The 21,042-nt window shown below is 62.2% G+C and carries 17 protein-coding genes; 11 read left to right on the top strand and 6 right to left on the bottom strand.

The window, feature by feature from the left end:
- Nucleotides 1-216: 216 nt before the first annotated feature.
- Nucleotides 217-1,068, bottom strand: coding sequence for a metal-dependent hydrolase (locus tag C6Y62_RS11985; RefSeq protein WP_173954112.1), 852 nt, complete (start codon nucleotides 1,066-1,068; stop codon nucleotides 217-219).
- Between the two features lie 310 nt (nucleotides 1,069-1,378).
- On the opposite strand from C6Y62_RS11985, the gene C6Y62_RS11980 reads away from it, so the two are divergent.
- The gene (locus tag C6Y62_RS11980; protein WP_173954111.1) at nucleotides 1,379-2,302 is read left to right on the top strand and encodes a cation diffusion facilitator family transporter; all 924 of its coding nucleotides are present in this window, start codon (nucleotides 1,379-1,381) and stop codon (nucleotides 2,300-2,302) included.
- Between the two features lie 104 nt (nucleotides 2,303-2,406).
- Nucleotides 2,407-3,141: a 16S rRNA (uracil(1498)-N(3))-methyltransferase gene (locus C6Y62_RS11975; protein ID WP_173954110.1), complete on the top strand. Its 735-nt coding sequence runs from the start codon at nucleotides 2,407-2,409 to the stop codon at nucleotides 3,139-3,141.
- Between the two features lie 148 nt (nucleotides 3,142-3,289).
- Here C6Y62_RS11975 and C6Y62_RS11970 read toward each other — a convergent pair whose 3' ends face one another.
- A complete protein-coding gene (locus C6Y62_RS11970) occupies nucleotides 3,290-3,634 on the bottom strand; it encodes a hypothetical protein (protein ID WP_068461018.1) in 345 nt (114 codons plus the stop codon).
- Nucleotides 3,635-3,987: 353 nt separating this feature from the next.
- Between C6Y62_RS11970 and C6Y62_RS11965 the strand changes: the two genes are divergently transcribed.
- Nucleotides 3,988-5,370 (top strand): glutamate--cysteine ligase, encoded by a 1,383-nt coding sequence (locus C6Y62_RS11965; protein ID WP_173954109.1) that lies wholly within the window; start codon nucleotides 3,988-3,990, stop codon nucleotides 5,368-5,370.
- Between the two features lie 481 nt (nucleotides 5,371-5,851).
- On the opposite strand, the gene C6Y62_RS11960 is transcribed toward C6Y62_RS11965, so the two are convergent.
- The 4 genes from C6Y62_RS11960 to C6Y62_RS11945 form a co-directional block, all read right to left on the bottom strand.
- Nucleotides 5,852-6,505, bottom strand: a complete 654-nt coding sequence (locus C6Y62_RS11960) for a LutC/YkgG family protein (RefSeq protein WP_173954108.1) — start codon at nucleotides 6,503-6,505, stop codon at nucleotides 5,852-5,854.
- 53 nt (nucleotides 6,506-6,558) lie between these two features.
- On the bottom strand, nucleotides 6,559-8,034 hold the full coding sequence (locus C6Y62_RS11955; protein WP_173954107.1) for a LutB/LldF family L-lactate oxidation iron-sulfur protein: 1,476 nt from the start codon (nucleotides 8,032-8,034) through the stop codon (nucleotides 6,559-6,561).
- A complete protein-coding gene (locus C6Y62_RS11950) occupies nucleotides 8,031-8,819 on the bottom strand; it encodes a (Fe-S)-binding protein (RefSeq protein WP_173954106.1) in 789 nt (262 codons plus the stop codon). Before C6Y62_RS11950 ends, C6Y62_RS11955 begins: the two co-directional genes overlap by 4 nt.
- A gap of 178 nt (nucleotides 8,820-8,997) precedes the next feature.
- Nucleotides 8,998-9,975: a LysR substrate-binding domain-containing protein gene (locus C6Y62_RS11945; protein WP_173954105.1), complete on the bottom strand. Its 978-nt coding sequence runs from the start codon at nucleotides 9,973-9,975 to the stop codon at nucleotides 8,998-9,000.
- Nucleotides 9,976-10,205: 230 nt separating this feature from the next.
- On the opposite strand from C6Y62_RS11945, the gene C6Y62_RS11940 reads away from it, so the two are divergent.
- The 8 genes from C6Y62_RS11940 (at nucleotide 10,206) to C6Y62_RS11905 (ending at nucleotide 20,853) form a co-directional block, all read left to right on the top strand.
- Nucleotides 10,206-11,669 (top strand): FAD-binding oxidoreductase, encoded by a 1,464-nt coding sequence (locus tag C6Y62_RS11940; RefSeq protein WP_173954104.1) that lies wholly within the window; start codon nucleotides 10,206-10,208, stop codon nucleotides 11,667-11,669.
- An 11-nt stretch (nucleotides 11,670-11,680) separates the two neighbouring features.
- Nucleotides 11,681-12,901 carry a glycolate oxidase subunit GlcE gene (glcE, locus tag C6Y62_RS11935; RefSeq protein ID WP_068461005.1) on the top strand — a complete coding sequence of 407 codons (1,221 nt, stop codon included), beginning with the start codon at nucleotides 11,681-11,683 and terminating at the stop codon, nucleotides 12,899-12,901.
- 104 nt (nucleotides 12,902-13,005) lie between these two features.
- Nucleotides 13,006-14,379 carry a glycolate oxidase subunit GlcF gene (gene glcF / locus C6Y62_RS11930; protein WP_173954103.1) on the top strand — a complete coding sequence of 458 codons (1,374 nt, stop codon included), beginning with the start codon at nucleotides 13,006-13,008 and terminating at the stop codon, nucleotides 14,377-14,379.
- Between the two features lie 196 nt (nucleotides 14,380-14,575).
- Entirely contained in the window at nucleotides 14,576-15,502 is a 927-nt protein-coding gene (gene prpE / locus C6Y62_RS11925) for a bis(5'-nucleosyl)-tetraphosphatase PrpE (RefSeq protein WP_173954102.1), read from the top strand.
- A gap of 146 nt (nucleotides 15,503-15,648) precedes the next feature.
- Complete coding sequence (gene hisS / locus C6Y62_RS11920; protein WP_173954101.1) at nucleotides 15,649-17,145, top strand: histidine--tRNA ligase; 1,497 nt, start codon at nucleotides 15,649-15,651, stop codon at nucleotides 17,143-17,145.
- Nucleotides 17,146-17,574: 429 nt separating this feature from the next.
- Entirely contained in the window at nucleotides 17,575-18,540 is a 966-nt protein-coding gene (gene ubiA / locus C6Y62_RS11915; protein WP_173954100.1) for a 4-hydroxybenzoate octaprenyltransferase, read from the top strand.
- 235 nt (nucleotides 18,541-18,775) lie between these two features.
- Nucleotides 18,776-19,021 (top strand): DUF4170 domain-containing protein, encoded by a 246-nt coding sequence (locus tag C6Y62_RS11910; protein WP_173954099.1) that lies wholly within the window; start codon nucleotides 18,776-18,778, stop codon nucleotides 19,019-19,021.
- A gap of 2 nt (nucleotides 19,022-19,023) precedes the next feature.
- Nucleotides 19,024-20,853 (top strand): ABC transporter ATP-binding protein, encoded by a 1,830-nt coding sequence (locus C6Y62_RS11905; protein ID WP_338074366.1) that lies wholly within the window; start codon nucleotides 19,024-19,026, stop codon nucleotides 20,851-20,853.
- Nucleotides 20,854-21,042: the final 189 nt, after the last annotated feature.

Below are 21,042 nucleotides of genomic sequence, written 5' to 3'. Positions count from 1 at the left end.
TCTCCCACGTTCAGACACGTCTCACTAGACGCCAATGTGTCTTCTAAATGGGAAACATAAAGAGCGGCCTTTTGAACGCGGTGAACAGAACTTTACGTCTGCTGCATAATCACGTTTTTCATATCATTCTGGCTGCAATTTTTACCGCGCATTAGCCATAGCAGTCCGGTTCTGATGTCCATCAGGCCGCATGCGTCATGCTCGCAATCCGATACATTACGGGGCTGCGTCAGATGCTGGCTGCTCGGGCTCCGCCGCCGATGAGGGGGCACCCTCCGCGGGCGCTGCCGGAATAGATCCCGTCGCCAGCGGCGTCGACGGTTGAGCAGCGCGCGCCAGACGGTTCTGGTTAAGCACCGTGGCGAACCACATTTCCTGCGGCAACAGACGCGCGTGCAGCGAATCCCACATGGAGCGCGACGTGATGCCATCATAGAACGTGGCAATCGGCGGCGTCAGGAACAGCAGCCCCAGAGCCGTCGCCCCCATCAGAGCCGAACCGGTCGGGTTGCGGCGGTCGAACAGTTTAAAGGCCGTGCCGAACGAACGCTTGATGCGATTGCCCAGCACATCCACCGAGTAGATCTCATCCAGCACAAGATGCGTCAGATAGCCGATGAACAGGAAGCCGCCGGCGAGCCAGGCGACGCCCTCATGGCGATCAAACAAATAATAGAAGACGATCATGGTGAAGAAGGCACAGGCGAGCCCGGCCACCAGTGAATGCCAAAGCCCGCGATGGGTCGCGAGACGATGGAACGCCGTGTGCAATCCGTAGCGGACGAACAGCAGCGTCCCCAGCCATAACAGCCACATCTCGGCAATTGAGAGCTTGGGCGCGAACTGAAACAGCAACACGAATGCGAAGAACACCGCGAGGCCAGAGAACAGCGCGCGGCTGGGGCGGGAATCCTTCAGATCGATGTCCGGCAGGACAGACCCTAGCGAGCCAGCCAGTGTGACCGCCACAAGGTTTTCCGGCGCGATCACATCCGCCGCCAATGTCAGCGTGGCGAGCGAACCTGCCACCAGCGTTCCAACAACGATATGCGTTGGGAAATTTGCCATAGCCGTCACCCCTCCCCCGCGCCGCAACGCGGCTACGTTCTCAACTGAGCTCCATCTCCCATCAGATTCGCGAATGTAGAGGGAGGCAGGCGCCGGACTGGTGTGTGGAAAAAGATGTATCTAACCCCAATGCGTGGCCAGAGCGTGGATCCGTTGCATCGCAGGGAGCGCCGGATTGCGTGCATGGCGCGCCCTCGGATGGGACGAAAATGAGAAGCATTCGCAATACGCGGGCAATGTTCAGCGCGATATTGTCACCACTGCATCTAAAACACTTGCAGAGGTTTCCAACGGCGGCCTAACTGCGCCCATGCACACCGTCTCACATTCCTCGCCGCGGCCGAGCCAGCGGAGGCATCAGCTATTCGCCGCCACCAGCATTGCGGTTGCGCTGCTGGTCATGGGCATTAAGTACGCCGCGTATCTGATGACGGGCAGCGTGGCGCTGTTTTCCGACGCGCTTGAAAGCATCGTCAATCTGGTGACCGCCGTTGCCGCGCTGATCGCCATCCGCATCAGTATGCAGCCGCCCGATCGCGGGCACCCGTTCGGTCATCACAAGGCTGAGTATTTCGCCGCGGTGCTGGAAGGCGCGCTGATCATCGTTGCGGCGCTGCTGATTTTTCACGAAGCGTATCAGGCATTCCTGGTACCGCGCACGCTTGATCAGCCCATCGTGGGCATGCTGGTGAGCGGCGTCGCAACCGCGCTCAACGCCGCATGGGCGACGTTGCTGATCCGACGCGGGCGGGCGTGGAAATCGCCTGCGCTCGAAGGCGACGGCCATCATTTGTTTACGGATGTCATCACCTCGGTCGGCGTGCTGATCGGCCTCGGCCTGGTGGTGCTGACAGGATGGAGCATTCTCGATCCGCTGATGGCAACCGCCGTCGCGATCAACATTCTTTATATGGGCTACAAAATCACGGCGCAGTCCATGAGCCAGCTTATGGACCATGCCGCTTCGCCGGAGATCGAGGCACGTATCAAGGATGCCATTCGTGCCAACGGCGACGGCGCGCTGCAGGCGCACGATATCCGAACGCGCACGGCCGGCCCGCTGACCTTCATCGAGTTTCATCTCGTGGTGCCGGGCGAAATGTCCGTGCAGGCGGCGCACGACATCTGTGACCGCATCGAAGATGCGATTGAGAAAGAGCTCATAAACACCGATGTGATCATTCACGTCGAACCCGACGATAAGGCGGAGCACAAGGGTGCCGTCGATCTGTGAGCAACGCGGCCGGCGTTCTGTGAATGCCATCGGCGTGCTGCGAAACGGAACGAGTGATTGACAGCTCCCATTGCGCGCCATCTGGATTGCTGGCTAATAACGCCATGACTGAAAAACCCAGCATCCGCCTTTTCATTGACGCGCCTCTCGCTGAAGGCGGTGCCGTTGCATGCAACGAGGATCAGGCCAACTATCTGGGCAATGTCCTGCGGCTGGCGGCGGGTGCGGAAATTGCCATCTTCAATGGCCGCGACGGTGAATGGCGCGCGCGCATTGCGGAGATCCGCAAAAAGCGCTGCATGCTGGAATGTATTGAACGCATCCGGCCGCAGCATGACGGTCCTGATATCCATTATCTGTTCGCGCCACTGAAACACGCACGCCTCGACTACATGGTGCAAAAGGCAGCTGAACTAGGCGTGGCGCATCTGCAGCCGGTCATCACCCGCCGCACCGTGGCCGCGCGCGTCAATCTTGAACGCATGCGCGCCAATGCGATCGAAGCGGCGGAGCAGTGCGGCGTGCTGCGCGTGCCGACGGTTGGAGAACCGCTAAAGCTGGAGGCGCTGCTGGCGCAATGGCCAGCGGATCGGCAAATGATTTTCTGCGATGAAGGCGCTGAAGTCGCCAATCCGTTGGAAGCGCTGCGCGCCCTGGCACCGGGGCCGCTGGCTGTGATCGTGGGACCAGAGGGCGGCTTCGATCCCACCGAGCGACAAGCGCTGCAAGGTTGTCCGTTCACCACCGCGATTTCGCTTGGGCCCCGCATCATGCGCGCCGACACCGCTGCCGTTGCGGCGCTGGCACTGGTCAACGCGACGTTGGGCGACTGGCACTAAAATTTGGCGCTGCAATTGCGCGCGCAAGAAAGCGTGCCCCAATAAAAATGGGGCCGCCGATACGGCAGCCCCAACTTATCCGTCTGGTTTCGTCGTCTGGGCCTAATGTCTCGAACAACAAAAGCCTGACCGGCATGAAGAGGCAGCGTTAGCCACCGCACTTGGCGTCGAGCTTGTCCAGAGCAGCATCATAGACCTTGCCGTCGCCCGATTCCGGATCGAGATCGGCGCCCGCTTCAAACGCGGTCTGGAAGTCGGCCCCCAGCGCATTCATGAAGGCTTCCATCTTGCTGTCGAGCTCGTCGGCCTTGCTCTCGTCCTCGACGTCGGGCGAGGACATCAGCTTGGTCATCTCGCAGTAGGTCTTGAGCTTGGCCGCATCGTTGCCGACAGCCTCGAAAGTCTTGACGGCCGATTCAACCGCTGCGCTGGCAGCCATCAGCGGCGAGGCCAGGAGACCGCAGAGGGCGGCGGCGGCCAGATACTTCTTCATTGTTTTCTCCCATATTTTGCGAGCGGCATCAGCAGCGCGGTTGTGACTTTCAGGGCACGTGATTCGTCTGACCATTGGATATACCCAACTCTTCAACGGGGCCGAACACATAAAGCCGTCGGTCGGCTCCGGGGATTCCGCGCAGTATCGGTGGCCAGCAATAGTGGTTTTTTATGGGACCCCTGCTTCAGAGCGATGACTTGACTCCCTACACCAAGGGCTTAGAGGCGAGCTTGGCCCTCATTGCCCCGGCTGACTGCCGCGGCAGGGAGGGCTTTCCAATCGACCGGCGGCTCCCCAACTTCCGGACTTACTAACGACCTTCCCGATTGAACCTCTGTGAGGCCTGCTGCATGTCGACCCGTGAAGATGGCGCGCCAGGCCACCTGATCCGCTCCCGCGATGACCTTGTTACCTGGATCGCGAAGGGCGAAAAGCCCAGAAACCGTTGGCTGATCGGCACCGAGCACGAAAAATTTGTCTTCCATACCGATAGCTTGACCCCCGTGCCCTATGAGGGGGAACGCAGCATCTCGGCCCTGCTCAAGGCCTTGATCTCCGAATTTGGCTGGTCGCCCATCATGGAGGGCGACAACATCATCGCGTTGAAGCGCGAGGATTGTGAGCTGTGCGGCAACATCAGCCTGGAGCCCGGTGGCCAGTTCGAGTTGTCGGGCGGAGCTGTAGAAACCCTGCACGAAACGGCGGCTGAAACGCACCAGCACCTGCGTGAAGTGCTGAAGGTCGGGGAGCCGCTGGGGATCGGCTTTCTGGGGCTGGGCTTCTCGCCCAAGTGGACGCTGGCCGAAACGCCCCACATGCCCAAGCAGCGCTACAACATCATGACCCGCTACATGCCGACCGTGGGCTCGCGCGGGCTCGACATGATGTATCGCACCGCGACTATTCAGGTGAACCTCGACTTCGCGAGTGAGGCCGACATGGTCAAGAAGCTGCGCGTATCCCTGGCGCTGCAGCCCATCGCAACGGCCCTCTTCGCCGCCTCGCCCTTCACCGATGGCCGCCCCAACGGCTTCAAGTCCATGCGCTCGGAGGTCTGGCGCGATACCGATCGCCGCCGCACCGGCATGCTGCCCTTCGCCTTCGAGGACGGCATGGGATACGAGCGCTATGTCGACTATGCCCTTCAAGTGCCGATGTATTTTGTCTATCGCAACGGGAATTACATCGATGCATCCGGTGCCTCGTTCCAGGATTTCCTGGATGGGCGCCTGCCCCAGATGCCGGGCCAACGGCCGACGCTGGACGACTGGTCCGACCACCTCACCACGCTGTTCCCCGAGGTGCGCCTGAAGCGCTTCTTGGAAATGCGAGGCGCCGACAGCGGGCCATGGCAGCGCATCTGTGCCCTGCCCGCGTTTTGGGTTGGCCTGCTCTATGACAGCGAGGCGCTGGATGCGGCCTGGGATCTGGTGAAGGACTGGACCGAAGAGGAGCGCGAGGCCCTGCGCAACGCCGTGCCGAAATCAGCGCTGGCGACACCCTTCCGATCGGGGACCGTGCAGGATATCGCCAAGGAGGTATTGCGCATCGCCCGGCGTGGACTGCGCGCCCGCCAACGCCTCAATCTCGCTAGCCAGGATGAGACGCTTTACCTGGAGCCGCTGGAGGACGTGGCCAACTCAGGCAAAACACTGTCGGATCATATGCTTGATAAGTTCCATGGACCGTGGCGCGGGCAAATCGACCACGTCTTCGGGGAATACGCTTTCTAAGATCGGACATTTGGGCAGAAACCGGCGCTGCCGCTGGTTCAAACCGCCGACAAATGCCGCTAATGTCACCGTTCAGGTTGTATTCATTCGGGCCCGCGTTAACTCGAGCGTCAGGGTGCGGGGGGCTACAGGTATCCGGTTTCGAGGGCCGGAGCGGATGCCAGCAGCGGCGGGAGAACGGACGTGCTCGGAAGCAAATTGAAATGGACGCCGATTGGTGTTGGCGCACGGGCAAGCATTGCTGCCCTAGGCGCGGCGCTTGTTATCGGATTGGTCCTGGCGCTCGACATTTTTGGCTCGGCCACGCCCGCGGAAGCGGGACAGTGCGGCGTGAGCTGCCGTAACGCCTATAACCAGTGCCGCATGTCCACGAAGGGTTCACCCTCGTGCGAAGTGGCCTTCACCCGCTGCATGCAGAGCTGCATCAAGCGCTGAGGTAGGCTGGCGTACCTGAATTCACCTCGGGCAACCTCTTCAGGCCTCAGGCTGCCCACAGCACGACAGCAACCCGCCGGGGCCCATGCGCGCCCATCACGATCTTGCCGCCGATGTCGCCGGTGCGGGATGCTCCCGTAATCAGATTGACCGTCCGCGGCATGCGGCCGCCGGTTGCGACCAGCACAGACTGCATCGCTTCTTCATAGCTGGCGACGATCGCACCGGCCTCCAGAACGACAATGTGCGTCTCGGGCAGATAGCCCAGCGTCACAGGGTTGTCCGCCCCCGACACCAGCACAAGCGTGCCGGTTTCCGCCACACCGGCGATAGCGCGCGAAACACCGATCACATCGGCAGCCTCCGCCTTGCCAGTTGCGATTTCGAGCCCCGAAGTCGAAGACCACGGCAGTGCGGCAAGGAATGCATCGGAGCCCATCCGGATACGCGCCAAGCCTGCCGCGTCATCGGCGACGTTGGCCGCAACATAGTTCGCAAGCGCGGCCGGAATTTCGGCTACGCTCCCCACTTCGATGAGATCCGCGCCAAGCCGCCCAAGCTGCGCCTTGAAACGACCGATCAACGCCTGTTTTGAAACACCCGCTGGCTCATCCGCACGAATTGAACGCAGCGGCCAATGCTGCAGCGGATGCGCAATGCGTTCCGCAACGGCTTCGGCGCAGGTTGCCTCGGACGGCATTGCTGGCGCATCCAGCGCTTTTCGAATGCGCGACAAAATTCGCAGTCGGTGGCTCATGGCGCACTGTCCGATTTTCTGGCGCGCGCGGCAGACACATCCGCACGATCACGTTGCGCGCGCTTGCGGTCGCGCTGTGCCCATTGCTGCTGAAACGTGCCACCTTGCGGCGCCGCCAGATCGCGATAGTCCGTCCAGGCATGCAAAAACGGCAACCGCCGTATGCGAGCGCCAGAACCAGCCAACCACTTGAGCGAGCGCGCAGCAATGCCGGCACACCAGCGATAGATCCGCGGATGCTGCGCCAGCCTTGCCCATGCGTGCAGCATGAGGCGGGCGCGGCGCGAACGTGGCTGTTCCAGCGCAAGCGAACGCCATTGGCGCATCACCGAAACAAGCGGAATTTCCACCGGGCAAACTTGCTCGCAACGGCCGCAGAAAGTGGAAGCCTCGGCCAGATGCGCTGCCTGCCCCGCACCCGCCAATGCCGGTGAAAGCGCGGCGCCGATCGGTCCTGGATAAACCGAGTTATACGCGTGTCCGCCGATGGAGCAGTAGACCGGACAATGGTTCATGCACGCACCGCAGCGAATACAGCGCAGCACGGAGCGCATCTCGCTGGCCAGAAGCTCAGTGCGGCCATTGTCCAGCAGAACGATGTGACATTGCTCCGGGCCATCGGGATCAGTCGGTTGTCGCGGTCCGGTGACGATGGTGGTGTAAGCGGTGAACGCCTGCCCCGTGGCCGAACGCGCCAGCAGGCGCAGCAACGGCCATGCATCGTTGAAGGTCGGCACCACCTTGTCGATCGACGTGAGAATGACGTGCACTTTCGGCAGTGACATCGTCAGATCGGCGTTGCCTTCGTTGGTGACGATGATCGCAGATCCCGTTTCAGCGACCAGAAAATTTGCGCCCGTGATGCCAACGTCCGCCGCAAGAAATTTGTCACGCAATATGCCGCGCGCCTCAGCGATCATTTTTTCCGGCGTGTCGAGCTGGCGGTCGGCCGCAAGATGTCCGTGCTGGCGGCGGAAAACGTTAGCGACATCCTCGGCGCGCATATGAATGGCGGGCGCGATGATGTGGCTGGGCTTTTCGTTACGGATCTGAACCAGATATTCACCGAGGTCCGTCTCGACCACGTCGAACTCCGCATCCTGCAACCGTTCGCGCAGCTCGATCTCCTCAGAGACCATCGACTTCGACTTGGTGATTGTGCGAGCGCCGGCCGCACGGCAGATATCAAGCACGATGCGGCAAGCATCATCACCGCTTGCAGCCCAGTGCACACGCGAACCCGCCTTGGTTGCGTTGCCCTCGAAGGCTTCGAGATAAAGATCGAGATGCGCCAGCGCGTGATCGCGGATATCTCGCCCAACGCGGCGCAACGGCTCGAACTCAGGCAGTTCTTCGCGAGCACGGCGCCGCCCGGCAACAAACCCGGCTGGCACATCGGCCAGTGCGCGTTGCAGCGGCGCGTCTGCGAGCGCGGCATCGATGTCGGCATCAAATTGCGCGCGCGCCGTCATCGCCGCTGACCGTCGTTACTGCACGCGATGGCTGGCGCTGTCATCTCGCCGGCCAGCACCTCCGCAATATGACGACATTCAATCTCAGCGCCCTGACGTGAAAGTTTGCCAGCGACGTTGAGCAGGCAGCCCATCTCGCCCGACAGCAGAAGATCGGGCTTGGCGCTGGCGGCGTTGGCGCATTTTTTCGTTACCATCGCGTTGGAGATCGCCGGAAACTTCATCGCAAACAGACCTCCGAAACCGCAGCATGCATCGGTGTCCGACATCTCGCACAGCTCCAGCCCCGGCACGATAGCCAGCAGGCGGCGAGGTTGCTCGCGCACCTTCAATTCACGCAACCCCGAGCAGCCATCGTGGTAGGTGACGCGGCCAGCGAAACTGCCCGGCACCTGCTCCAATCCGCACACGTCAATCAGGAAGGCGCACAGCTCATGCACCCGCTCGGCAAAAGCGCGGGCAGCGGATGCGTGTTGCTTATCATCGGCGAGCAGGCGCGGATAATGCACTTTGAGCATCGCGGCGCAGGAGCCGGAAGGCGCAACCACGTAATCGAAGCCGTCGAACGCGCGCATTGTTAGCATCGCAATCTTGCGGGCGTTTTCTGCATCGCCGCCGTTGTAAGCGGGCTGGCCGCAGCAGGTCTGCCCTTCCGGCACGACGACTTCGCATCCGGCAGCTTCAAGCAGACGCACAGCGGCAAAACCGACGGACGGGCGCATCAGATCGACAAGGCAGGTGACAAAGAGCCCAACGCGGGGCCGCCTTGCAAAGACTTCGGTCATGCTGATCACCGGATGGCACTGGTTCGTACTCAGCACACCAAATCGGCCGCCCATGAGCAAGCGAATGCAGCGCCGTTTGCCTGAAAGAAGGATCGAAGCTGGCGCAATTCAAGCAATCGGCGGAGTTGCATCAGCCCGCGGTTCATCACCCAGTGGCTGGGCATGCGCGGTGGAAACGCTAGATTTTGTCGACAGCAACTGCCCGCGCCGGCTTCCCGACTTTGCGTGCAGGGCGACTGGAAATAGCCTTGTCGAGATTGAGATCCTTTTCCCAATAGGGGGCTGGACCGTACAGCTCGCATAGATAGTCGATCAGGACATCGACCTTTGCCGGCATGAACTCGCGGCTTGGATAGACGACATGAACCCCGCCCGCTGCATTGCGATACTGCGGCAGCACGATGCGCAACGTGCCGTCGCGCAGTTCCTCGCCCACATCCCAGATGGAAAGCAGGCCGATGCCGATCCCCGATATGACCAGCTCGCGCAGGAACTCGACCGAATTGCAATGTACCGAGCCCTGAGGACGGATCTGCACCTCACCTTCCGGCCCGGACAGTCGCCACACATCAACAGGGTCGGCCGTCAAACAATTGTGCAGTTCCAGATCGGCCAGTTGCGGCGGCACGCCGTGACGCTCGATGTATGAGGGTGAAGCGCACAGCACGCGTGTGTCAGCGGCGATGCGCCGAGCCGCAAGCGAAGTTTCGCCGAGATCCCCGATGCGCACCGCGAGGTCAAATCCTTCGCGGATGATGTCAACAAACGCATCGGAGATGTTGACGTGCAGCTCGATTTCCGGATAGCGCGCCAGAAATTCCTTCATGTGCGGCGAGATGTGCTTGCGGCTGAACGCCGTCGGCACGCTGAGTTTAAGCAACCCGCGCGGCTTGGTATTGCGGCGGCTTACAAAATCCTCGGCTTCTTCGCACAGGCTAAGGATATCGGCGACGCGCTTGAAATAGCCGGCGCCGGTTTCAGTCAAGGTGAGATGGCGCGTGGTGCGCTGGAACAGACGCGTGCCCAGACGCTCCTCGAGCTGGCTGATGCGCTTGGAAACGACCGCCGGAGAAAGCCCGATCTCGCGGCCGGCGGCCGACATATTGCCGGTGCGGGCGACGCGTGCGAAGATGTCGAGATCGCTAATGGCAGTCACGAGTTCCCCCGTTGGCAACAGGCCCCCGGCCTTCTCCCTGGACCGCAAGGCGACAACGCATGCCAGCGAATACGTGTAACCGCCGCATGACGGTGACCATAAGGTATCGGCTGGAACACCCGATAGCTGTACTGTTGTCTAAGAGTATGACAGCAATCGGCGGCGCTGCGATACTTAATTTCTGTACACGCCGCGCTGCCCATCTGAACTTTTTTGGAGCTTGAGCCCCCATGACGCTGTCGAGAATGCCGGAGCCTGATCGCACGGTGCTCGACCGGAGCGAGACGATCATCGGTGAGCTTGTCGCGCTGCTCGGCGCAGATGGCGTCATATCGCGCGAAGAAGGCCGCCGTGCCTTCGAGGCCGATGCATTGACCGCATATCGCCAGCCGCCGCTCGCCGTCGCCCTGCCGCGCACAACAGAAGACGTGTCGAAGCTTCTCAAATATTGCCGCCAGGCCGGCGTGAAGGTTGTGCCGCGCGGCGCCGGCACTTCGCTGTGTGGTGGCGCAACCCCGACAGCGGATTCCATCGTCATCGGCACCTCGCGCATGAACAGCGTGCTGGAAACTGATTTCGTCAACCGCACCATCACCGTGCAGACGGGCATCACCAACCTCGCGATTACCGACGCGGTTTCGGCGGAGGGTTTTTTCTATGCGCCCGATCCATCGAGCCAGCTTGCCTGCACGCTGGGCGGTAACCTCGCCATGAACTCCGGCGGTGCTCACTGCCTGAAATACGGTGTGACCACCAACAATGTCCTCGGCCTCAAGATGGTGCTGATGGACGGCGAGATCGTGGAGATAAATGGGCCGTATCTGGATTCCGGCGGCTATGATTTCATGGCGCTCGTCATCGGGTCTGAGGGCCAGTTCGGCATCATCACCGAGGCAACGCTGAAGATCATTCCGCGCATGCCGTTCGCGCGGCCGGTGATGCTCGGCTTCTCGTCGTGCGAGGCTGCAGGCCAGTGCGTTGCCGCTATCATCGGTTCCGGCATCATCCCGGTCGCGATCGAATACATGGACAAGCCCGCCATCGCCGTCGCTGAAGCATTCGCAAAGGCTGGCTATCCGCTCGACGTCGAGGCACTGCTGATCGTTGAAGTGGAAGGCTTCGAGGACGAGATCGAGCGGCTATTGCGTGCCATCACAGATATTGCCCTCAACTTCGATCCTCAGGTTATCGAGGCCAGCACATCCACCGAGCATTCCGAACGCATCTGGAAGGGCCGCAAGGCAGCGTTCGGCGCCATGGGCCGCATTTCCGACTACTACTGCATGGATGGCACCATCCCGCTGGCGCGGTTGCCCGAGGTGCTGAGCCGCATCGGCGAAATCTGCGCCGAGAAGCGTCTGAAGGTGGCCAACGTATTCCACGCTGGCGATGGCAATCTGCATCCGCTGATCCTGTTCAACGCCAATGATCCCGACGAGGCGATCCGGGCCGAACAGGCCGGCGCCGAAATCCTGAAGCTGTGCGTTGCCGTCGGAGGTTGCCTGACCGGCGAGCACGGCGTCGGCATCGAAAAGCGCGATCTGATGGATATACAGTTCTCGCCATCGGATCTTGCAGTTCAGATGCGGATAAAAAGCATCTTCGATCCCCATTGGCTGCTGAACCCCGGTAAGGTCTTTCCGTTGCCCGCTCAGGAGTTGAGCGAGCAGTCGGCGGCAGACAGGGCGGCCTGAGGAGAAAGCCATTGAGCGATTTGCAGCGCCCCGGCGCCGACTGGGAGCTTCAGTTCGTCATTGCCGGCTGCGCGGAAAAACGGATGCCGGTGGAGATCGTCGGCTCCGGGTCCAAGCGCGGCATCGGCCGGCCTGTGGATGGCGCCGTTACGATCACCACAGCCTCGCTGCGCGGCATCTCACTGTATGAGCCGAACGAACTGGTGATGTCGGCACGCGCAGGCACGCCGCTGTCGCAGGTGGAATCCGAGCTGGCGACGCGCGGCCAGATGCTGCCGTTTGAGCCGATCGACCTTGGCCCGGCAACCGGCGCGGCGCATGGCGCGCAGACCATTGGCGGCGTGTTCGCCACCAACATGTCAGGCGCGCGGCGCATCCAGTGTGGCGCGGCCCGCGATCATCTGATCGGCGTCAAAGGCGTCAATGGCCGGGCGGAGCTGTTTCAGCTTGGCGGCCGGGTGATGAAGAACGTCACCGGCTATGACGTGACGCGCGGGCTGGCGGGAAGCTGGGGCACGCTGGCCGTGATGACGGAGGTGACGTTCAAGGTGATCCCGTGGCCCGAAACCGCGGCGACGGTGATCTATCTCGGACTGCCGGACGATCTGGCCATCGAGCTGCTATCAACCGCGCTGGCGCTGCCGGTCGAAGTTTCGGGCGCCATCCATCTGCAGGCTCCGGTGGCCGCGCGCCTTGGCCATCCGGGCCTGCGCACCATGGGCAAGTCCGTCACTGCTCTGCGTCTGGAAAATTTCTCCAGTGCGGTAGCCGGACGCAAACAGCATTTGAAAGAAATGCTGAAGGTCTATGGCAAGGCTCTGGAACTGGACCACCGTGAATCGCTCGAGTTCTGGGGCGAACTGCGGCGGCTGTCGGTGATGCCCAACCGCCCGTCGCTGCTGTGGCGCATCTCGACGAAGCCGACGACAGCGCCCAAACTCGTTGCCGCGATCAAGCGTTACATGCCGGTTGAGGTGTATTACGACTGGGGTGGCGCCTTGATCTGGCTTGAGGTGCCGGCAGCCGACGACGCCAGTACGGCCGAGATCCGCCGCGTCACCGCGATCCACGGTGGCCATGCGACGCTGATCCGGGCTGAGCCTGCGGTAAGGGCGGCGGTGGAAGTGTTCCAGCCGCTTGATCCCGGGCTGGAACGCTTGACCCGCGGCCTGAAGGCAGCCTTCGATCCTGCTGGCATCCTCAATCCTGGCCGCATGTACGCCAATTTGTAGGAGCAGCGCGTGATCGCAAGCTTTTCACCATCACACATCACGACCATTCCGCATTAAACCGACCGACACACGGCTTTCACTTTCAGCACATCAGGCGCCAGCGGATGCAGACGAATTTCAGCCAGAAGCAGTTGAGCAACGAGCGCATCGCCGAGGCCGAAGCGATCCTGCGCCGCTGCGTCCACTGCGGCCTGTGCACCGCCACCTGCCCCACCTATGTGCTGACGGGCGATGAGCGCGACAGCCCGCGCGGGCGCATCTATCTCATCAAGGACATGCTGGAGGACAGCGCCCCCGCCAGCCCCGAGGTGCAGCACCATGTCGATCGCTGCCTGTCCTGCCTGTCGTGCATGTCGACCTGCCCAAGCGGCGTCGACTACATGCATCTGGTCGACTTCGCGCGTGAATACATCGAGCAGACCGGCACACGCCCATGGAAAGAGCGCGCAATGCGCCGCCTGCTGTCAGAGGTGGTGCCGCATCCCGATCGCTTCCGCTTCGCGCTCAAGCTGGCGCCGCTGGGCCGTCCGTGGGTGAAACTGCTGCGCCGCTTCGGCTTCGATCAGGCGGCCGCCTTGATTGAGCTGGCGCCCGCAGTGCTGCCGCCATCGCCGAAATATGAAGGCCCTGGCGTTGCCGCGACGGAAGATGAGCGCCGCGCCCGCGTCATCATGCTGGCCGGTTGCGCGCAGCAGGTGCTGCGTCCGGGCATCAACGATTCCACCATCCGCCTGCTCGCCCGTCACGGCGTCGACGTCATCGTGGCGGCGGGCGCTGGCTGTTGCGGAGCGCTGACGTATCACCTGGGCAATGAAGCGGGCGCCATCGAATTCGCCAAACGCAATGTCGATGCATGGTGGAAGGAAATCGAGAAGGACGGCGAGCCCGTTGATGCGATCATCGTCAACGCATCCGGTTGCGGCACGACGGTGAAGGACTACGGCCATCTGCTGCGCAACGAACCAGATTATGCCGACCGCGCGGCGCGCATTTCCGAACTGGCGCGCGATGTTTCCGAATTCATCGGCAAATATGACCTTGGCGCGCCGCGACGCTGGTCGTCACTTCGGGTGGCCTATCATTCCGCCTGCTCGCTGCAGCATGGCCAGCAAATCAAGGAAGTGCCGCGCGAGCTGCTGGTGAAGGCCGGTTTCAGCGTGGTGAACATTCCCGAAGCGCACATTTGCTGCGGCTCGGCGGGAACGTACAACATCATGCAGCCGGAAATTTCCAGCCAGCTGCGCGACCGCAAAACCAAAAACATCAAGCGCGTGAAGCCCGACGTCGTGGCGGCGGGAAATATCGGCTGCATCACGCAACTGTCCACCTCGCTGGACGTTCCGATCGTACACACGGTGGAACTGCTGGATTGGGCATTCGGCGGACCGGTGCCACTTGGCCTTGAAGGTTTGTCGAAATTTGTCTCCGATGTGCCCGAACCGACCAAGCGCCGCGTCAACGATTTCATTCACGCTTAGGCCGCGATCTCTACGGTCTTGATCTGCGTGCAGCGTGAAGCGGTGGGCGATTGAAACCAGGCAGCGTCGGTGCGCAGAAAAGCGGTCGTGCTTTAGCGCGCGCAATGTGGCATGGATCGCAAGAGCAAGGTACGCTGCCGATCAATGCAATTCCGTTCCCGCTTCGCCGGGCATCAAGAACCCGGAGTTCTTACCGATGACAAAAAAACAGAACCCTGCGGAAGAACGCCGCGCAGCCGTCTCGACAGACTGGCGCCATGAGCGCGGACCGTTCGATTTCATCGGTGACGTGCATGGCTGCGTTGATGAGCTGATCGCGCTGCTGGAAAAGCTTCGCTACACCGTGCGCCTTGAAGGCAAGGGCGATGATCGCCGCGCCATCACCACCGCGCCAAAGGGCCGTCGCGCCGTGTTTGTTGGCGATCTCATTGATCGCGGTCCCGCATCACCCGACGCACTGCGCATCGCGATGGATATGGTAGAGAACGGCCACGCGCTGATAATCCTCGGCAATCACGACGACAAATTCCTGCGCTGGCTAAAGGGCAACACGGTGAAAATCGGCGCCGGGCTGGAACGCACGATCAGCCAGCTTGAAGGCGAAGGCGACGGTATCAAAACGCGGGCGCAGGCGTTTCTGGCGACGCTGCCAAGCCATGCGTGGCTTGATGGCGGCGCGGTCGCCGTGGCGCATGCTGGCATCCGCGAAAGCATGCTGGGTCGCAACTTCCCCCGCGCGCGCGACTTCGGTCTTTATGGCGAAACCTCCGGCCGCGTCGATGCCAACGGCGTGCCCGAGCGCTTCAACTGGGCTGCGGATTATCGCGGGCCGGTGCCCGTCATCTTCGGCCACACGCCGGTGCAGGAACCGGAATGGCAAAACAATACGCTGTGCATCGACACTGGCTGCGTCTACGGCAACACGCTGACGGCGCTGCGTTGGCCGGAGCGTGAGATCGTCAGCGTGCCGGCGAAGGAATCCCACGCGGTGCTGAAGCGTGGCTTCGGTCTGCCTCCGCCGCGTCCGGTGTTCGATCCCGCAACCGCCAAGATCGTGCCGGTGCCGGATACGCCCGACGAGGTTGAACCCCAGCAGCCCGATTCACGGCCGAAGGTCGGCTGACGGCGCCGGACTACGGCATTTGCGGGCGAACGCTACGTCCTGATGTTTCAACGGTTTTCGTTACGCGGTGGTGTGTATTCCTTCCATGATGCTATAAGGCGCGCAATCCGAAGCCTCCGCACCCGTTGCGCAACCTATTGATTTCCATGAGCAAGCAGAAAAAAGACGCGCGCCCCACCCCTCGCCTGCCGCGCGGGCTGCGCGACATCGAAGCCGCTGAGCTGCGCCAGCAGCAGGCAATGCTGGGCAAAATTCGCGGCGTCTATGAGCTTTATGGCTTCGAGCCGCTGGAAACGCCTGCGTTCGAATACACCGACGCGCTCGGCAAGTTCCTCCCCGACCAGGACCGCCCTAACGAGGGCGTGTTCTCGCTGCAGGACGAAGACGAACAGTGGATGAGCCTGCGCTACGATCTCACCGCGCCGCTCGCCCGCTATGTGGCGCAGCACTATCAGTTCATCGCCAAGCCGTTCCGCCGCTATGCCACCGGCTATGTGTTCCGCAACGAGAAGCCGGGCCCGGGACGCTTCCGCCAGTTCATGCAGTTCGACGCCGACACGGTGGGCGCCGACAGCGTCGCGGCGGATGCGGAGATGTGCATGCTGGCCGCCGACACGCTGGAAGCGCTCGGCATCAAGCGCGGCGATTACGTCATCAAGGTCAACAACCGCAAGGTGCTGGATGCGGTGATGACTTCAATCGGCATCGGCGGTGATGACAACGCAGCCAAGCGGCTCACAGTGCTGCGCGCCATCGACAAGTTCGATCGCCTCGGCGCAGAAGGCGTGCGCGAGTTGCTGGGCAAAGGCCGCAAGGACGAAAGCGGCGACTTCACCAAGGGCGCTGAACTGGACGACGCCGGCATCGACGCCATTCTCGGCTTCACCGCAGCGCTGGCGGACAGCAACGACGAAACGCTGAGCAAGCTGCGCGCTATCACCGACAGCGAAGGCGTTGCCGAGCTGGCGCAGATCGCGGAACTGACGGCCTCGGCGGGTTATGGCGTCGAGCGCATCCGCATCGATCCATCCGTGATCCGCGGTCTCGAATATTACACCGGTCCCGTGTTCGAGGCCGAGCTGACCTTCGAGGTCAAGGACGAAAAGGGCAACCCGGTGCGCTTCGGTTCCGTCGGCGGCGGCGGCCGTTACGACGATCTCGTCGCCCGCTTCACGGGCCAGAAGGTGCCCGCCACCGGCTTCTCCATCGGCGTATCGCGCTTGCAGGCTGCGCTCGCTGTGCTCAATCGCGACAGCCCACCACCAGCGGACGGCCCCGTCATCGTCACGGTGATGGAGAAGGAACGCATCGCCGATTACCAAAAGATGGTGCACACGCTGCGCGCCGCCGGCATCCGCGCCGAGTTGTATCTCGGCAACCCGAAGAAGTTCGGCAAGCAGCTTGAATATGCCGACAAGCGCGGCAGTCCGTGCGTGGTGATCCAGGGTTCGGATGAGCGCGATGCCGGCAAGGTGACGCTGAAGGATCTGATCGAGGGCGCCAAGGCCGCTGAGGCGATCAAAGATCACGAGGAATGGAAAGAGCAGCGTCCCGCCCAGGTGACGGTGGACGCCGCCGATCTCGTGGCTGAAGTGCAGGCCATCATCGCGCGCCACTCGTCATCCCGACCCTTGTCGGGATGACGAGTTTCTGGGCGCTGGCGACTCTCCTTCGGAGAGCCGGCCGCAGTTGTCTGTTGCGCTCGGCGACTCCCGTTCCGGGAGCTGGCCGCCGAGCGGGGAATACCCGCTCCTCGCCACATCGTCATCCCGGCGCATGGCCGGGATCCGCACGAGTCTTCCTTGCTCGGGCTATAAATTCCGCGCCGCCCGTCAGAGCCGAGCGTCACACTTAACATGTTGCCAAAACAGCATAAATCCATGGCGTGACGTTGTGTCCGCCAACCGGGCGCGCTCCGATCATCGCCGGGCCTTCATCCGGTGCCAGAAAGCCGAAAAAACGGCATTCGACGCAGCGCCTTCACAACTTCGGGTCGGATTGCTGGCATGTCGATTTGATCTGGCGGCGCGCCGCCGCTAGGTTCTGCGCCGCCTCGTCAACCATGGGCAGTCATGCACGCCAATCCCTCAACGACCGAACAGGACGTCAACGTTGCGGATGCGACCGAACGCAACTGGGTGGACCGCTATGCGCCGCGTCCGTTGCGCCCCTGGCTGCGGCTGGCGCGACTGGATCGCCCTATCGGCTTCTGGCTGCTGCTGCTGCCGTGCTGGTGGTCGGTCGGTCTGGCCGAGGTCAAGCTCAACCAGCCCTATCCCAGTCCGTGGCTGCTGTTCCTGTTCGCAGCCGGTGCCCTGCTGATGCGCGCCGCTGGCTGCGCCTATAACGACTACATCGACCGCGACTACGACGCCCGCACCGCACGCGGTGCCAGCCGGCCTATTCCCGCCGGTCAGATCCGCCCCATATCGGCGCTGGTCTTCACCGTACTGTGCAGCCTTGCCGGCCTCGCCGTGCTGCTGCAGTTCAACAGCTTCACCATCAAGCTCGGCGCTGCATCGCTGCTGCTGGTGGCGATCTATCCGTTCATGAAACGCTTCACCAACTGGCCGCAGCTCATTCTCGGTCTGGCATTCAACTGGGGCGCACTGGTCGGCTGGAGCGCCGCAACCGGATCGATCGCCATCCCCGCGCTGCTGCTCTATGCCGGCTCGGTGCTGTGGACGATAGGTTACGACACCATCTACGCCCATCAGGATCGCGAAGACGACCTGATGCTGGGCCTGCGCTCCACCGCCATCCGCTTTGGCGAAAACACCATGACCTGGGTGGGCTCATTCTATGCCGGCGCAATCGTGCTGTGGCTGCTGGCCGGTTTCCTGGCCGGCGCACATCTCATTTTCTTCCTGGCCATTGTGCTGGCATCGCTGCAAATGGCCTGGCAGGTGACCACGCTGGATACGCGGGACGGGGCCAACTGCCTGCGCCGGTTCCGGTCCAACCGCGACGTGGGTATGGTAATCTTCCTGGGGCTGGTGGCCGACATGGCCATCTCGCGCATGGCGGGGCTGAGTTGAGCTCGATGCCCGTCATCGGCAAAGGCGGAATCAATTTCGGCTTGAATCCGTGCCTGGATTCAAGCCGAAACCGGGAGCCTCGCCGTTGTCTTCAGAGCAGCCGTCTGGTGCGACCATGCAGACATGATGCCACATTCGGCTTCCTACCAGCTTAAAAGATAGCGTAAATTCGACGTAATCGATCGACCGGTTGCAAGACGCACGGGCCAAAAGTTAACGAAGGAGCCTTTCTACTATGAGTGACACCACGACATCGCCGAAGCAGCTTCTCCATCTCGTCTTCGGCGGCGAACTGACGTCGCTCGAAGGCGTGCAATTTCGCGACCTCAAGGATCTCGACATCGTCGGCATCTATCCGAGCTATTCCGAGGCGCACACTGCCTGGAAAGCCGCCGCCCAGCGCACCGTCGACAACGCGATGATGCGCTACTTCATCGTCCACATGCACCGGCTGCTGGAGCCGGAAAACGGCAAGGCCTGATCGTGGCATCGGTAGCGCCGGCCCCGCCAAAGCCCGCCAGCAAAAACCTATCTCTGGATGCACAGAAGCGGGGACTGCTGAAGCGGTTCACGCACGAATGGATCGCGCCACGCTGGCGTCAGCTGGTTGTCGCCTTCGTTCTGACTGCGCTGCTGGCGGCGATAACCGGCGCCTATCCGATGATCATCAAGGCGTCCTTCGACATGCTGATGGCGGAGGAGACAGGCTCGCTCGGCATCGTGCTGGGCGCGATCATCGGCGCCACGATGCTGCGCAGCCTGCTGCTGTATCTGCAGACGGTACAGACCAACCGCGTCGTGATGCGCATGACCACCGACATGCAGCGCGTCGGCTTTGCGCATCTGATGACGTCCGATTTCGGCCGCCTGTCGCGTGAAACACCGGGCCGGCTGGTTTCCAAGCTGACCAACGACATCGGCTTCGTGCAGACGGCCGTGCAGGCCGCGCTGAACACAGCCGTGCGCGATGCGCTGATGATCGTCGCGCTCGTGGCGTCGATGATCTATCTCGACTGGATGATGTCGCTGATCGTGCTGTGCGTCTATCCAATCGCCGCACTGCCGGTCGCCAATCTCAGCCAGAAGCTGCGTCGCGTCGCCAAGCAGACCCAGAACGAACTGGGTGACATGACTTCGCTGCTCACCGAAAAGCTGTCCAGCGCGCGCCTGATCAAATCGTACCAGCTTGAAAACTACGCTTCGGACCAGCTCAACAAGAGCTTTGAGCACGTCTTCAAGCTGAAGATGAAGGCCGTCGTCAACCGCGCCCGTATCGATCCGCTGCTGGAAGCGCTTGGCGGTCTGGCCATTGCCGGCGTTATCGCGCTCGCCTACTGGCGCATTGCCAATGGCATCTCGACCGTCGGCGATTTCATGGGCTTCATCACCGCGCTGCTGATGGCTTCGCAACCGATCCGTGCCCTCGGCACGCTTTCCGGCCGTATCAACGAGGGCCTCGCCGCCGCTGAAAGCTACTACGAGCTGGTCGACGAAAAACCCACCATCGTCGACAAGGCCGACGCCAAGCCGCTTGCGATCAGCAAGGCCGCCATCTCGTTCCGTAACGTCGGCTTCGGATACGCAGGCAGCGGTGCACAGGCTGTCAGCAATTTCACACTCGACATTCCCGGCGGGGCAACGGTGGCGCTGGTCGGACGCTCCGGGGCGGGCAAATCCACCGTGCTCAATCTGGTGCCGCGCCTGTTCGACGTAGAAGCCGGCTCCATCGCCATCGACGGGCACGATATCCGCGACGTCACCCTTCAATCGTTGCGCGATGGCATTTCCATCGTCTCACAAGATGTCACGCTGTTCGACGACACCATCGCGGCGAACATCGCGCTCGGCCGGCTCGGCGCGGGGATGGACGACATCGCCGAGGCAGCGAAAGCGGCAGCAGCGCATGAGTTCATTCTTGCTCAGCCCGATGGCTACGCCACCGAGATCGGCGACCGTGGCCTGCGGCTCTCAGGCGGCCAGCGTCAGCGCCTCGCGCTCGCCCGCGCCATCCTGAAGAACGCACCGATCCTGCTGCTAGACGAAGCCACGAGCGCGCTCGACACGGAATCGGAGCGGCTTGTGCAGGAAGCGCTGGCGCGCTTCACGCGCAATCGCACCACGCTGGTCATCGCGCACCGGCTGTCCACGGTTCAGAACGCCGACATCATTTGCGTGATGGAGGATGGGCAGATTGTCGAAACTGGCACGCACATGGAATTGCTTGGTCTCGACGGCCATTACGCGCGGCTTGTGCGCTCGCAGGCCCTGGTAGCTACGCCGGCCGACACGGAAAGCGTGCGCGAACCGGTCTGAATTTGCTCGCACCGGCGGCTCTCGTTCGCACCGGCGACACCCCTTCGGGGAGCCGGCCGCCGGTGAATGCTTCTCTCGCACCGGCGACTTCCCTCCGGAAAGCCGGCCGTTTTTTTCGCTGGCGACTCTCTATGGACGGGCCGGCCGCCAGCGCTGATTGGTGCGTGCGGCCCGCTCGTCGCCGCACAC

It is taken from the genome of Hyphomicrobium sulfonivorans (genome assembly GCF_013306565.1).
Taxonomy (GTDB): domain Bacteria; phylum Pseudomonadota; class Alphaproteobacteria; order Rhizobiales; family Hyphomicrobiaceae; genus Hyphomicrobium_A; species Hyphomicrobium_A sulfonivorans.
This window is presented reverse-complemented; position numbering and strand designations above follow the sequence as displayed.

What these genes read in the sequence shown, in the direction of transcription:
- C6Y62_RS11985 (WP_173954112.1), bottom strand. Translation starts at nt 1,068, where the DNA reads ATGGCAAATTTCCCAACGCATATCGTTGTTGGAACGCTGGTGGCAGGT.
- C6Y62_RS11980 (WP_173954111.1), top strand. Translation starts at nt 1,379, where the DNA reads ATGCACACCGTCTCACATTCCTCGCCGCGGCCGAGCCAGCGGAGGCAT.
- C6Y62_RS11975 (WP_173954110.1), top strand. Translation starts at nt 2,407, where the DNA reads ATGACTGAAAAACCCAGCATCCGCCTTTTCATTGACGCGCCTCTCGCT.
- C6Y62_RS11970 (WP_068461018.1), bottom strand. Translation starts at nt 3,634, where the DNA reads ATGAAGAAGTATCTGGCCGCCGCCGCCCTCTGCGGTCTCCTGGCCTCG.
- C6Y62_RS11965 (WP_173954109.1), top strand. Translation starts at nt 3,988, where the DNA reads ATGTCGACCCGTGAAGATGGCGCGCCAGGCCACCTGATCCGCTCCCGC.
- C6Y62_RS11960 (WP_173954108.1), bottom strand. Translation starts at nt 6,505, where the DNA reads ATGCCGTCCGAGGCAACCTGCGCCGAAGCCGTTGCGGAACGCATTGCG.
- C6Y62_RS11955 (WP_173954107.1), bottom strand. Translation starts at nt 8,034, where the DNA reads ATGACGGCGCGCGCGCAATTTGATGCCGACATCGATGCCGCGCTCGCA.
- C6Y62_RS11950 (WP_173954106.1), bottom strand. Translation starts at nt 8,819, where the DNA reads ATGACCGAAGTCTTTGCAAGGCGGCCCCGCGTTGGGCTCTTTGTCACC.
- C6Y62_RS11940 (WP_173954104.1), top strand. Translation starts at nt 10,206, where the DNA reads ATGACGCTGTCGAGAATGCCGGAGCCTGATCGCACGGTGCTCGACCGG.
- glcF (WP_173954103.1), top strand. Translation starts at nt 13,006, where the DNA reads ATGCAGACGAATTTCAGCCAGAAGCAGTTGAGCAACGAGCGCATCGCC.
- prpE (WP_173954102.1), top strand. Translation starts at nt 14,576, where the DNA reads ATGACAAAAAAACAGAACCCTGCGGAAGAACGCCGCGCAGCCGTCTCG.
- hisS (WP_173954101.1), top strand. Translation starts at nt 15,649, where the DNA reads ATGAGCAAGCAGAAAAAAGACGCGCGCCCCACCCCTCGCCTGCCGCGC.
- ubiA (WP_173954100.1), top strand. Translation starts at nt 17,575, where the DNA reads ATGCACGCCAATCCCTCAACGACCGAACAGGACGTCAACGTTGCGGAT.
- C6Y62_RS11910 (WP_173954099.1), top strand. Translation starts at nt 18,776, where the DNA reads ATGAGTGACACCACGACATCGCCGAAGCAGCTTCTCCATCTCGTCTTC.